At 46.2% G+C, this 13,627-nt stretch carries 11 protein-coding genes; 9 read left to right on the top strand and 2 right to left on the bottom strand.

Features of this window, described 5'->3' with window-relative positions:
• The first annotated feature begins 226 nt into the window (after nucleotides 1-226).
• From ABK01_RS00055 to ABK01_RS00015, 9 genes are all read left to right on the top strand, one after another.
• Nucleotides 227-4,399 carry a right-handed parallel beta-helix repeat-containing protein gene (locus tag ABK01_RS00055; protein ID WP_253675764.1) on the top strand — a complete coding sequence of 1,391 codons (4,173 nt, stop codon included), beginning with the start codon at nucleotides 227-229 and terminating at the stop codon, nucleotides 4,397-4,399.
• Between the two features lie 308 nt (nucleotides 4,400-4,707).
• Nucleotides 4,708-5,829, top strand: coding sequence for an ABC transporter ATP-binding protein (locus ABK01_RS00050; RefSeq protein ID WP_253675763.1), 1,122 nt, complete (start codon nucleotides 4,708-4,710; stop codon nucleotides 5,827-5,829).
• A gap of 14 nt (nucleotides 5,830-5,843) precedes the next feature.
• On the top strand, nucleotides 5,844-6,701 hold the full coding sequence (locus tag ABK01_RS00045) for an ABC transporter permease (protein ID WP_253675762.1): 858 nt from the start codon (nucleotides 5,844-5,846) through the stop codon (nucleotides 6,699-6,701).
• Nucleotides 6,702-6,769: 68 nt separating this feature from the next.
• Nucleotides 6,770-7,003, top strand: coding sequence for a hypothetical protein (locus ABK01_RS00040; protein WP_253675761.1), 234 nt, complete (start codon nucleotides 6,770-6,772; stop codon nucleotides 7,001-7,003).
• Entirely contained in the window at nucleotides 6,987-7,418 is a 432-nt protein-coding gene (locus ABK01_RS00035) for a PIN domain-containing protein (protein WP_253675760.1), read from the top strand. The genes ABK01_RS00040 and ABK01_RS00035 overlap by 17 nt, the downstream gene beginning before the upstream one ends.
• A 2-nt stretch (nucleotides 7,419-7,420) precedes the next feature.
• Nucleotides 7,421-8,356 (top strand): ABC transporter permease, encoded by a 936-nt coding sequence (locus tag ABK01_RS00030; RefSeq protein ID WP_044014574.1) that lies wholly within the window; start codon nucleotides 7,421-7,423, stop codon nucleotides 8,354-8,356.
• A 16-nt stretch (nucleotides 8,357-8,372) separates the two neighbouring features.
• The gene (locus ABK01_RS00025; protein WP_253675759.1) at nucleotides 8,373-9,287 is read left to right on the top strand and encodes a hypothetical protein; all 915 of its coding nucleotides are present in this window, start codon (nucleotides 8,373-8,375) and stop codon (nucleotides 9,285-9,287) included.
• A complete protein-coding gene (locus ABK01_RS00020) occupies nucleotides 9,284-10,033 on the top strand; it encodes a YfcE family phosphodiesterase (RefSeq protein ID WP_253675758.1) in 750 nt (249 codons plus the stop codon). The genes ABK01_RS00025 and ABK01_RS00020 overlap by 4 nt, the downstream gene beginning before the upstream one ends.
• A 16-nt stretch (nucleotides 10,034-10,049) precedes the next feature.
• On the top strand, nucleotides 10,050-11,081 hold the full coding sequence (locus ABK01_RS00015; protein ID WP_253675757.1) for a PTS sugar transporter subunit IIC: 1,032 nt from the start codon (nucleotides 10,050-10,052) through the stop codon (nucleotides 11,079-11,081).
• A gap of 65 nt (nucleotides 11,082-11,146) precedes the next feature.
• Here the strand turns inward: ABK01_RS00015 and ABK01_RS00010 are convergent, their stop codons facing one another.
• Together ABK01_RS00010 and dnaA are read right to left on the bottom strand one after the other, a co-directional pair.
• Nucleotides 11,147-12,181, bottom strand: a complete 1,035-nt coding sequence (locus ABK01_RS00010) for a hypothetical protein (RefSeq protein WP_253675756.1) — start codon at nucleotides 12,179-12,181, stop codon at nucleotides 11,147-11,149.
• A 51-nt stretch (nucleotides 12,182-12,232) separates the two neighbouring features.
• A complete protein-coding gene (gene dnaA / locus ABK01_RS00005; RefSeq protein ID WP_253675755.1) occupies nucleotides 12,233-13,627 on the bottom strand; it encodes a chromosomal replication initiator protein DnaA in 1,395 nt (464 codons plus the stop codon).

The following is a 13,627-nucleotide window of genomic DNA, read 5'->3' as shown; positions in this document are numbered from 1 at the left end:
AAACTCCTTAGATTTATTTGTGATGAGACGATTAATAAAATAGTAAAATTGTTAACCGGCAGGCACATACCGTATCTTATTTCTCTATTCTTGTCTAGGATTTTTGACAAGGTGGAATAGCAATCGTACTTGTCATCTCTATAAAAATGGTACATACTCAAGCCATAATACGGTTGCTTTTCATTATCAGTTTTAATAATTCCTTATCCTAAAAGCGGAGGAATGTATGCGGAAATTTTATACCATTGTAACCGGTATAACCGGAATATTTTTAACCTTTTTATTTACATCCTGTAATCAGTTTACTGCAAATATAGAAGAGTATTTGGAGTATTGGTCGACGGAGGCTGCGATTACCCGCTATAGCTTTGACCCTGCAATCACAGTGCACGCCGATAAAGATACCATAGAGAGTATTCCTTCATTACGTGATGTAACGGTAACCCTTACCGTCCGTAATCCCAAAAATGTCAAGTTTCAGCTGCCGCAAGATGCAGGCGCCCCTGCCGATATTGTCGTTTTTCCCGCAGACGTTGAAGGCACAACAACAAGCGCCCCAAAACAACCCGATGATTATGAACTGACACAAGATTCACCTAGTCAATTAACGCTGAAATACAAAGCAGTATTTTTACAGAAGCACGAATACGGCAAAAAAAATATCGGACCGACGATTACGCTGTATCCCGAAGACGGGAGAAAGTTTTCGAAAACATTTACACTCAATGTAAAAGCGAATACCCCGCCTCCGAAACCGACTTTCGCCGTTGCAAAGACAACCGGTACGCCTTCGTATTACGTACTATGTATCACGGTGCCGGAGACCGATATGAGTAAGACGGTAGCCGGCGGGCTTTTACATAAAGACCTTGCGCATGTTGAAATAAACGAAACACCCTATGCCTTTTCGGTAAACGAGGCAGAAAAGAAATTTGTAAAACCGGAATCCGATTCTTTTATTACGCTTTCCGATGTAACAAAGCTCACCGCTCCCGATGCCGATGAGATTCCTACAGGCGGATGGGTGCTGTACTACAAAACTGATGTGGAAGTAAAAGATGGAGCTGCTAAAAAAGACTATACGATTCGCCTTGCAGACGCAGAGGGATTGGTTTCAGGAGCATTGAAGGCAAGTACAAAACCGAATAGACCGGCTCCCGTTCAAATCAGCCTTGTAAAGGGCAGCAGTACGGCGGATGTAAACAGCGATAATACCAAAACGCATCCGCATACGATACGTGTAGACGAAGAACACAAACCGGCAACGCTGCGCCTTACCTGTGCTACAGCGAATACAACTGTTTATTATACGCTGACGGAAACCACTACAGGAAGTTCTGCAAGTCCGCTTACAGCAAGCGGAGCCGGAAGCGGAGTGGATATCTCCTTACCTATTCAAACGGGAAGAACCGAAGCGGAGTATACACTTACCGTACGGGCGGAAGCAGACGGTTTTGAAACGGGCGCCGAACGCACACTTTATTATAAGATTACCACGCAAAGTACCGTTACCGACCTGCCGGTACTCAATAGCTTAGCTTTTTCCTCCGGCAGTACATCGGTGCAGTTTAGCAATGCAGCGGACACTGAGGACGAAGTCTTTAGCTCCGGTACTACTGAATATTATATTTTTGCAGCACAGCTTAGTCCACCCTCTATGAGCTTTACTTATACGTCTGAACCCGATGCAACGGTTACGGTAAAAGTAAACGGTACCGCCCATACGGGAACAATGGTAACGCTTCCCACCGTAGGAGGAGAAACGCTTGTAACCTTTACCGTAGAAAAGGCAGGGCTGCAAAATGAATACAAAGTGCACATTAAACGGAAGTCTTATACGGTAACCTTTACGGCAAAAAGTTCCGACGACGAATCGGCGGCAGGCGGCGGTACAATCAACGTAACAAACCCAACGGCAGCAGGCATCGGTTCTGTAAGCAACAACAATTCGGCTGCTGTGACCGTAAAAGCTGAAATTGGAGCAACAATCACGGCAACGGCAACGGCTGCTTCGGGTTACACGTTTATAAAATGGAGCGGCATAAGTGTTACATCACAAACCAATGTTAACCTTTCTTATGTAGTTGGAAGTAATGCTGAAATAAAGGCGGAATTTAAGTCTCCCAATATCTATGTCCGCGGAACAAACGGTGATTGGTATAATGGTATACCGGGCGCGGCTGAGGGCAATGACAGCACGGGAACCGGTTCAAAGCAAAAGCCGTATAAAACCGTTTCCAACGCCTTGAGCCAGTGTACAGCCACCGGCACGGCATATACTATTTTTGTAGACGGAACGATTGAGGAAAATACTACACTCGATATTGCAAGCGGTAAAAAGGTAACAATAGAATCGTTACGAAAAGACACGCCTGCGGTAACTGCGGTAATACACGATAACCGTCCCGCGCCCAGCGATTATCAGTATCTTGTTAAAACGGCAGGAACACTTACCCTCGATTCCGTTATCTTAAAAGCTAATATAACAGGCACCCATGTAGGTAATAGCGTGTATGTTTACGGTATACAGCAAACAGCCGGAACCGTAACCGTTAAGGGCAATACTACGGAAATTAGAAACTTTGGTCACGGTGTAAAGATTGAGGGCGGTACGTTTACGATGGAGAACGGTTCAATCTGCAATAATTATGTAAACGGTGCCGGAAGTGCCGGCGTAGAGATAGGAGGCGGCGGTACATTTAAATTAACGGGAGGCTCTATCAAAAATAATGAGGCGACCAGCATGGCAGGCGTGTATGTAAAAGGCGCCAGTGCAACCAACCAAGGAATATTTAAAATGGAAAGCGGTGAAATATCGGGTAATAAAGCAAAATGCTTGGGAGGTGGTATTTATGTCGGCGAACACGGACAAGCAGATATTTCAGGCGGAACAATAACAGCCAACCATGCGGCGAAAAGCACCTATTTCGGCGGAAACAAAGATGTCGGCGGCGGCGGTATCTATGTAGAAAAAGGTACCGTTAATTTTACGGCCGGCACTATAGAGGAAAACATTATCTATGAAGTAGAAAAAAACTGCGGCGCAGGGGTCTTGATCGGTGAACAAGGAACATTCAATATGTCGGGCGGCACCATTAAGGATTGTACAACCCAATCATCTGCTTTTAGGCCGAGCCGAGGCATCGGTGTGTACGTAGCAGGCGGTACATCAGCCTCAAAAGGTACATTCAATATGACAGGCGGTACAATCGAAAATTGCAAACCCCTTGCGGCTCATGCAGCAGACGGCGGCGGCGTATATGTGGGTGCCGGAGCCGTGTTTACAATGAAAGGATATGCAGACGTTACCCCCTCTACCGGTTCCGATGCAAATGGTAAGGGTAACAACGACGTATACCTTGCAAATGGGACAAAAATCACCATTGCCGAAAAGCTCGAGTATCAACACGTTGCCCGTATAACGCCTGAAAGCTATCCTACATCTTTCAATCCTAACATACAGGTAATACAAAATCCGGCAAGTAACACTACAAACGTAGCCGAAAACTGGTTTAAGTTTACTGTAACATCTGACTCAAATACGGCTTACTGTGTAAATGAAGCGGGTCTTATACGGCAGCAGGTGGATACTTCTTCGGCTTATGGTCAAACAGACAACAACTGGGCGAAATTAAAAGCCGCAATCGAAAGCGCAGCCACTAATACTGTTATTTATGTTAGAGATGTTTGCTATACATGGAATACGACCGATACAATTACAGTAGACAACAAAACAATAACCCTCATAGGATTAACATCGGGACATGTCTCACTTGTTGCCAACCAAAAATGCAGAATCTTTACCATTAAAAATGGGGGGAAGCTTACCATTAAAAATATGGAGTTAGAAAAAGGACAGGCTTCAGATGGGAAAGGCGGCGGCGGCATACTGTTGGAAAACGACGGCAATCCTACATCGCTTACGCTGGAAAATGTTAGTATTACAAGCTGTTACACCTCCGGATACGGTACGAGACACGGAGCCGGAATTGCTATATACAATGGAACCGTCACGATGAAAGGCAAAACTCAAATATCGGGCTGCGAAACTACTGCTGCTGATGGAGGAGGGGTCTATATCGGTTCAGGCGGTACCCTCACGATCGATGGTTATAATACTACTAATCATAATGATAAAACTTATATCCGTTTTTGTAAAGCTAGCAAAGGCGGCGGCGTTTATATTGCATCCGGCGGAAAACTTGAGTTAAAACAAGGACAACTTTCTTTTAATAGAGCAACAGGTACTGCTAAAAAAGGGTACGCTGTATATAACGAAAATACCGCTTCGAACTCATTTAACTGGTCGGGAGGCGCGATTAAATACCATTATGTCGGTTCGGGTGGCTCTGTAATTGAAGGACCGTGCAATAATACTTCCGGTAATACTGCAGACTAACCCTATAGGGTACAGCAATCACTGTCGGCAGCCGCCTTGTCGCTCAAGGCGGCGCGCAGTACATACACATTACCAACTAAAACAGTGTTTCTTACAAAACGGCGGTAAGTGCGGTATACTGTATGAAACTTGAACACTCAGCAAGCAGGAAGTAGAAGCGATTAAATAATGCTGTGTTTACCCCATCCCGCATATTGACATAAACCGCTAAATGCTTCAAATATAGTAGGTCATCTTTAAAAGTCCGGCTATCGGTTAAACGTTTTTAGAGGTGCCCTATAACGAGTTGAAGGGGGCGCGATGCGTCAGTGAAAGGGTGCGAAGTTTCAATCGAAAATGTTTCAAAAACATTTGGAGATTTTCATGCGGTGGATAATGCCGTTATCCACATTCAGCGCGGGGAGTTTTTCTCGCTATTGGGGCCTTCCGGCTGTGGAAAAACAACGCTGCTGCGCATTATTGCCGGATTTGAACAGCCTGATTCGGGGACTATCACCTTTGATGGGCAAAATATTGTCGGTATAGAAGCCCACAAACGGCAGTCGAATACTGTCTTTCAAACCTACGCGCTCTTTCCGCACCTGTCCGTGTATGAAAACATCGCCTTTCCGCTCCGGATCCGCAAGCGGTCGCAGGACGAAATTGACCGGCGCGTTAAAGAATACCTGCATTTGGTGCAGCTTGATGCGCATATCTACAAAAAACCTTCTCAGCTTTCCGGCGGGCAGAAGCAGCGTGTTGCGATTGCCCGCGCGCTGATTAATGAGCCGCGGGTACTGCTGCTGGATGAACCGCTTTCCGCATTGGATGCTAAGCTGCGGGCTAATCTTTTAATTGAGCTTGATAAACTGCACGATCAAATCGGTATTACCTTTATTTTTGTAACCCATGATCAAAGTGAAGCGCTTTCCGTTTCCGATCGCATTGCGGTGATGAATCAGGGGAAGGTGCTGCAAATCGGCAGTCCGTATGAAATTTACGAACAGCCTGCCACAGCTTTTGTTGCAAAGTTTATCGGCGAAACGAACCTCTTTGACGCAACTGTGGTTGCGTGTGAGCCGCATACGGACGGCTTTATGGTTACGCTTGACACTCCGGCGTTGGGAACTTCGGTTAAGATCACCGACTACGATAAAACTAAGGCGGGGCAGCCCGTATGCTTTACCGTGCGGCCGGAAAAAATCCGTATTTCGTTGGAAAAGCCATCCTCTTCGACAAAAGAATTGAATGTTTTCCGCGGCGAGGTTGAAGAACCGGTGTATTCCGGCTTTCAGTCTAAGTTTTTTGTAAAACTGGAATGCGGTACGGTTGTGCAGGTTTTTAAGCAGCATCAAAACTATCTGGAAGACGGACCTGAAATTGAATGGAAGGATACGGTATATGTTTCGTGGGCAGCCAATGACGGCTACATCGTCGAAGATTTAACATAAAGGTATAACAGACTATGGTACAAGATCATTCCCGACGGCGGTACGCCTTTTTGTATACCTTTCCAATGGCGGCATGGTTTACCGTTTTTTTTGTGCTGCCGCTTCTCATCATCGGTGTGTATAGTTTTCTGCAAAAAGGGCTGTACGGCGGAGTTGTGCGGCATTTCACGTTCAGCGCATATATACAGCTTTTTACCGCAAGCTACGGGCTATTATTTGTGCGGACGCTCTGTGTCAGTATTGCCGTAACGCTCATTTGTATTCTGCTTGCGCTTCCTGCCGGATATGCAATTGCGCGTAGTAAGCATCAGCTGTTCTTTTTGTTTTTGATTATCATTCCTTTTTGGACAAACTCTCTGATTAGAATCAATGCGTGGATTTCGATACTCGGTACTCAAGGTTTCCTCAACGGGCTTTTGAAAAAGCTGCACCTTATCACCGAAAGTATTCCGTTTTTGTATAACCAACAGGCGGTGATACTCGTACTGGTGTATATGTTTATCCCGTATGCGGTTTTTCCGATTTTTTCGGCTATCGACAAGTTTGACTTTTCATTGTTGGAAGCCGCACGAGATCTTGGCGCTACCAAAACGGAGGCTATCTTTAAGGTTATGCTGCCGAATATCCGTGCCGGAATCCTAACCGCCGTCATCTTTACCTTTATTCCGGTATTCGGCTCTTATACCGTACCGCTCCTTGTCGGCGGAAAGGACTCTTATATGCTCGGTAATTTGATTGTCGATCAGGTAACGAAGATCCGCAACTGGCCGCTTGCTTCAGCCTTTTCGGTGCTTATTACCGCCGTCAGTGCCGCCGGTGTTCTCTGGATGATGTACACCAGCTTTAAGCAAGAAAAGCAAGCCGCAAAATAGTATGCCGGGTAATGCGCCTATTGATGGTAAATACTAAAAATAGTACGATAAAAAGAAGGGAGGGTTATATGCTTGCGACGGCTAAAGGTTATTACAATGGCTCACATATAGTATTGAATACTCCTGTTCAATTTCAGCAGGGACAGGAGGTGATTATTACCTATACTGTTCTCCCTACAGATTCAAAACGAGAATCTATCGCATCTATGGTAGATTCCCTGAGAGGAGTAATTCCAAATAGAGAGAAAGAACTTTCGGAATATCGTGAGGAAAGATTAAAAAAATATGCATATATTGATTGATACAAACGTAGTGCTTGATGTCTTACTGGATCGGCCTCTGTTTGTAGATGATGCTGCCGCTATCCTTAGTATTCCGGAATCAATTGTGTATAAATATATTTCGGCTTCAGCTATTACAGATATTTATTATGTGGCTTACAAGGAACTGCGTAATAAACAAAAGGTCAAGGATATTATAAAGCGGTTACTATCACTTATCCATATCGCTGATGTATCGGAAGAAAATATTCTTTTTGCACTTGAGTCTGATTGGAACGATTTTGAGGATTCTGTACAGAATGCGGTAGCCGAATCGCATAATTTTGATGCGATTATCACACGCAATTCAACAGATTTTAAAAATTCAAATTTGAAGATCCTTTCTCCAAAAGATTTTCTAAATGCCATTTCAAAAGACTTGAAGAACGAGGAGTGAGCATGTCTGATATACCGCAAGATATACAACAGCAAGCGTTGCCGGTTCCGTACCGGCACAGTTCGGTAAAAAGCCCGTACCGGCGGTTAATTCAGAAATTCGAGAAACGCAAACGGGAATCCGAACCGGCGCGTCATGCACGGCGTGCATATAAGAACCTTAACAGTTCTTGGTTTTCTTCTACAGTGCTGGTGTTTGTGCTGTTGTTCTTATTTTTACCTCTTGCGATTATCGCAGTGTTTTCTTTTAACGAAGGCAAGGCGATTGTATGGTCGGGCTTTTCGCTGAAATGGTATGCCGCGCTTTTCTTGGAATCCGAAAAATTATGGACTTCATTTTGGCACAGCATACTTATTGCCTTTGTTTCCGCATTTTGTTCCGTTGTTATCGGTACCTTTGCCGGTCTCGGCGTACAGTGGTACCGGTTCCGGGGCAGAGGGTATGTGCAAGCGGTGAGCATTCTCCCGATGGTGCTGCCGGAAGTTGTTATCGGTATGTCTACGCTGATTTTCTTTTCGGCAATCAATATACCGCTCGGCTTTTTTTCAATTATTATTGCGCATATTACCTTTTGTTTGCCCTTTGTGTTTTTGCTGGTGCTTGCCCGCCTTGAAGAGTTCGATTTTTCGATTGTCGAAGCCGCGCACGACCTCGGCGCAACGGAGCGGCAGACCTTATTCAAGGTGATAATTCCCGCAATTTTTCCGGCGATTTTATCCGGCTTTTTTATGTCGGTTACGTTGTCGCTTGAAGACTTTGTGATTACTTTTTTTGTATCCGGCCCCGGTTCCACGACGCTGCCGCTCTATGTGTTTTCGATGGTGCGGTACGGTATTTCTCCGGTAATCAACGCACTTTCCCTCATTATGATTTTAGGAACCATGCTGATTGCTTTTATGTTACGTAATTTTTTAAAAGGAATTGCGGCCTCAAATTAAACGCGCCGCGGATTTGATGATGAAAAAAAATACTGATATCGCCTCCCCGGTTGCAGCGTATCCCGTATATCTGAGGAGTGGGGGGGCATTGCGTCGCTTCTTGAGGCAAACTATTATCCGTGCCGGTTTCATAATTTTAATTGCCGGTTTCATTGCCGGAGCTGCTTCTTGCGGCGGAAAGAACGATTCGCGCAAGCAATCTCATCAAAAGAAAGAACTTAGGCATTCTCTCCTGTTTGTGCTGGGAAAGGATTTTTATCAGTATTCCGATTTATTTACCTATCTTTCGAATGTCTATGATTCGGAGAGTCTAAAAGCGAACCTGCATATTTTGAGCTATCGCGATATGACCGCTAAGACAAAGCAGCCGCGGCTTTCGATAATCTCTGAACGGCTTGCGGCACAGTCTGTTGAGGCGCTTATTTCTATCGGTATTCCCGAAGGCGGAGCCCGTATACTGCGTACCGCTCAAGAGAAATACCCTGACTTGCATATTTTTTCCCTGTTGCCGGTAGAAGAGATTTTGCCGCTCGAAGCCTACAGCGATGTTGTTGTGGACTTTGAACTGCCCGACTCGTTTGCAAAGGCCGACAGGGCGGTGAATATCCCTGCGCATGATGTACAGACGCTGGTGCTCTGTGCCGTAACCGCTGTAGAGCAAATCAATGAATTGCCGGAACAGGAGCCGTTTCCGCGGTTTGCGCGGGCGGTTGCAACAACGGCAGCCATGCTAAAAGAGCAGGGGATAGCGGCATGGGGCGGTACGCCGTATGCACTGCATCCGTATAAAGACCCGGAACTGAATATCAGCTCGTATAACTATCTTATTTTATCACCGCCTTCGTCCGGCGGGGCGGCAGATGGTACGGAACCGGAAACGGGCGCCGCAGTAACCGGAGAGCGGGGAAGCGCCGTAGGGGAAAAACAATGAACCGTTTTACCCGCTGCGAAAACGGCGTTATCGCCGATGCCGCTTTCTATAACCGGCTGCAATATGCGGATACTGCTTCTGTCTTGTTGCTTTCCGACACGCATGGAGCCGTAGATGCAGTGCGGTGGATTTTATCGGCTTTTAGCGAGGAATGCCAAGCCTGCCTCTTTGCCGGAGACGGCGCTCAAGACATCATAACCGTTGTACGCGAAGCTGCTGCCGGTCGGATAACCATTCCGCCGGTTATTATTATGGCACAGGGGAACTGCGACAGTCAGCTTTATCCGCCGATTTTCCCCGACGGCGCAAATCAGAAACCCTTCGGGTTGCCGGTATATCAGCAAAAGGTGATAGCCGGACAGCATATTTTATTGGCGCACGGGCATCTGCATCATGTTGAACTTGACGGACGTAAACTGAGCATGACAGCCGAAAGCCTCGGCTGCACAATCGCCGTATACGGGCACACGCATATTCAAAGTATCGCAAGATTTGGCTGCGTTACAGCTATCAATCCGGGCAGCCCCTTGCGTCCCCGCGGTAAATCCTACGGCGGCTTTGCTATTCTCTCCATCGGTACCGGTAAACCGCCTATCGAGACCGGTAAACCGTCTGTCGGTACCGGCAAACTGCAATTCTATCAGCTGATACGGGGACGCACCGGCGCTTTTTCTGCCGCCGTACAAGCGGTCTATCCTATCCCGATAAAACAATATCGCCGGGGATTAAACCCTTGGCACGAATAAGGAGATTTGTATCGATATGAACAAATTACAGCTTTTCTTAAAAAGAAAAGATATAGAGATTTCCGGTAAGCGGTATTTTATTGATGCGATGAGCGCCATGGCGATGGGGCTTTTTTCATCCTTGCTTGTCGGAACAATTCTGAGAACCGTAGGGCAGCAGCTGCATATTACCTTTTTGACCGATACCATCTGGCCGATATGCCGTGATATGACAGGCGCCGCCATCGGTATTGCCGTTGCGCACTCGCTTAAAGCACACACCTTTGTCTTGTTCTCCGCCGCTATTGTCGGGTATGCCGGTAATATGTTCGGCGGTGCAGTCGGCGCTTTTATTTCGGCCATTGTCGGTACCGAGCTGGGGAAACTGGTTTCAAAAGAAACAAAGATCGACCTCATTGTGACGCCAATGGTAACCATTCTTTCCGGAAGCGTAATAGCCGTCTTTTTCGGGCCGTATATGTCTGCATGTATGAATTGGCTCGGCGGTGTTATTATGACAGCGACAACTCTGCGTCCGTTCCTGATGGGTATCTGCCTTGCGGTATTGGTTGGGATCATTCTTACGCTGCCGATCAGTAGCGCCGCGCTCTGTATGATGCTCTCTCTTTCGGGGCTTGCAGGAGGCGCGGCTGCGGCGGGATGCTGCGCGCAGATGATCGGCTTTGCGGTGATGAGCTATCGGGATAACGGATTCGGCGGCAGCTTTGCAGTTGGTATCGGTACCAGTATGCTCCACATGCCGAATATTATTAAAAATCCCCGAATATGGATACCGCCGATCGCCGCATCCGCCGTACTGGGGCCTATTTCAACTATGCTGTTAAAGCTGGAAAATACACCCATCGGCTCCGGTATGGGAACTTGCGGGTTGGTAGGACAAATCGGCGCATTGACGGCGATGAGTGAAACCGGACGCAGCGCTGCGAGCATCTATCTTTCCATCTTGCTGCTGCACTTTATCGCCCCCGCCGTACTAACGCTCCTTTTTACCGTACCGTTACGGAAAATCGGATGGATTAAAGACGGCGACTTAAAACTTGCGCTGTAGCAGCTGTAGTGTTGATTCGTGCGGCGGGGTTAATACCTGTCGGCAATATGCTGTGCAGGGGGGGATTATTTATCGCTCAGGCCTTCTTCAAAGATAAACTGAATGTAGAGGTCTTCGAGCGTCCGCTTGGGGCCGGGTACTTGGAGCCTCCGCCGCGATTCGGCATTGCTTTTTCGCTCAATAAACGAAGTATAGAAACCGCGCGGATCATCCCTTGGAAACTCTCGCTTGAAGCCGAGTAGCTTGTATGCCTCGTCTCTGCTGAGAGCGGAAGCTTTCCTTTCCTTCAAAACATTTCGGATAAAATTGATCTTTTCATACGAGATGCCGAATAAGAATTCTTCCAATGCTTGGCCGATCTCCGGATCCTCCAACTTTGCAATCATAAACCGTTCCCACGATTCATCCAGCTCCATTGAAAGAAGAAAGAGTTCGCTTACGCCGAGCATACTGCCGAAGTTCGGCGCAAGTTTGTTCCGCGCTGTCCAGACCTTGTGTAAGACAAGTGCAAACGATGAGGAGTGCTCATCCAGCCGATGTTCCCATAGTTCGGTTAATAACTCCGCTATATCTTTTCGTGTTTCATGCTGAAGCTCGGCATTATCAAGAAGCATCGTATACACATCCTCCGCCATAAGAGCGAACATAGCGCGAAGTGTAATCCGCCGCAGCGCTTGTATATCTTTTTCTTCAAAAAAAGCATTCATCGCTATTTTAGTAAGTGCGGAAAAAGTTTGAAATTTGGCAATCAGAAAGCTTTTACCGAGGATAACCTTTGTCGGTAATGTCAGCAAACGGGAAGCGGGAGCGCTGCTGCACAGGGTATCAATCAATGTTTCTGCCGATCGATGTTCACCTGCAAGGACAGTGCTGCGTTGTATTGAGGGATAGCGGGAGACAGCCACCGCCACTTGTTCTAATGTTGTAATACAGTTTGCAATGTTGCTCAGTACCCCGGGGGCATAAGCTTGTAAGCTTTTTAGAATCTGTTCGATTACCGCGTGTTCGTCTTTATCGAACACCACAATATCGGAAGAAGCATTTCCATCTTCCGTTGTGTATGGCATTGAGAGCGTTGCAGACAAAGATGCATAAGTCATACATTATCAGTATACCATAGAATCCGGATTTTGCCAAACATTTTCTTGGCATTATTGATTGGCGTTGGTGATACGTTTTTTCAGTTCGGCGATGGTAACCTCGAGCGAAGGCTCAAGCGCTGTCTGCGTTTCTATTTTTTGGTGTCCGTGCATAATCGTCGAATGGTCCCGTCCGCCTAATTCGACACCGATTTCCGTGGTAGAAAACTCTGTCATTTCCCGGGCGAGGTACATTGCAACCTGTCGCGGGAAAGAGATATTCTTAGTCCGCTTTTTCCCTTTCAAATCGATATACGAAATGCTGAAGTAGTCCGCGACGATTTTTAGAATCGTGTCGAGTGTAATATTATGCTGGCGGGGAGATCCAAACGTATCCTGTAAAAGCTGCTGCGCATTTTCAAGCGTAATGGGGCCGGTAAGTTCCGAATACGCTTCCAATTTCGTAAGCGCACTTTCCAAATCTCGGACATTGGAAGAAATATTCTTTGCAATCAGGTGTACTACCTCGTCGGGAATGGAAAAATGCTCATCCTGAAGCTTTTTAAATAAAATGGCACAACGAGTCTCATACGAAGGTATCTTTAAGTCGATGCTCAAACCGCGGGTAAAGCGGGAACGAAGCCTGTCTGTTAAGTTTTTCAACTCTTCTACCGGACGGTCGCAGGTAAATACGATTTGTTTGTTGCTTTCGTAGAGGGCATTAAAAGTGTGGAACAATTCTTCCTGTGTACCTTCTTTTTTTTCCAAAAAGTGGATATCATCAAGCAGCAGAACATCCGCATTGCGGTACTTGTTTTTAAATTCATGCATTTTATTTTTATTCACATGAGCAATATATTCGTTCGTAAAGGTTTCGGCAGGTGCATATAAAATCTTCAGATTGGTACTTTGATAGAGCGCATTACCAATCGCCTGCATCAGGTGTGTTTTACCCAACCCTACGCCGCCGTAAATTAACAACGGGTTATAGGCTGTTCCGGGATTCTTCGAAACGGCAATCGCAGCATTCGCGGGAAGCGGGTTATCCGCATCGATAACGAATTTATCGAACGTATAGCGCTCATTCAAAAGGGGATGCTTCTTTTTTTCTTCGGGTACTGCCGTTTTTTGCGGGTTATGAGGAGTTGCTGCTGAAAATGCTGCCGGTGTATGCGCATTTTTTTTAGGTGATGAGTGGTTATCCGTATTCTCCGGAACTTTTATTTCAAATTCAATGTTGATACGAGAGCCAAGCAGCTCCAATAATTTTTTTTCGATAAAGAGTTCATATCGCTGCCGCACATTATCGCGGTAAAATTCGGAAGGAACCGATAGAACGATAGTTGTATCCGAAGCTCTCTCGTAGACAATACGTGAGAACCACATAGATATTTCCTGCTCACCTATTTCATTCTTTAATTGTTTAACGGTTTCTTCCCAAAAAATACGATAATCACAACTGTTCAT

Origin of the sequence: Treponema sp. OMZ 305 (genome assembly GCF_024181325.1) — a bacterium.
Classification (GTDB): domain Bacteria; phylum Spirochaetota; class Spirochaetia; order Treponematales; family Treponemataceae; genus Treponema.
This window is presented reverse-complemented; position numbering and strand designations above follow the sequence as displayed.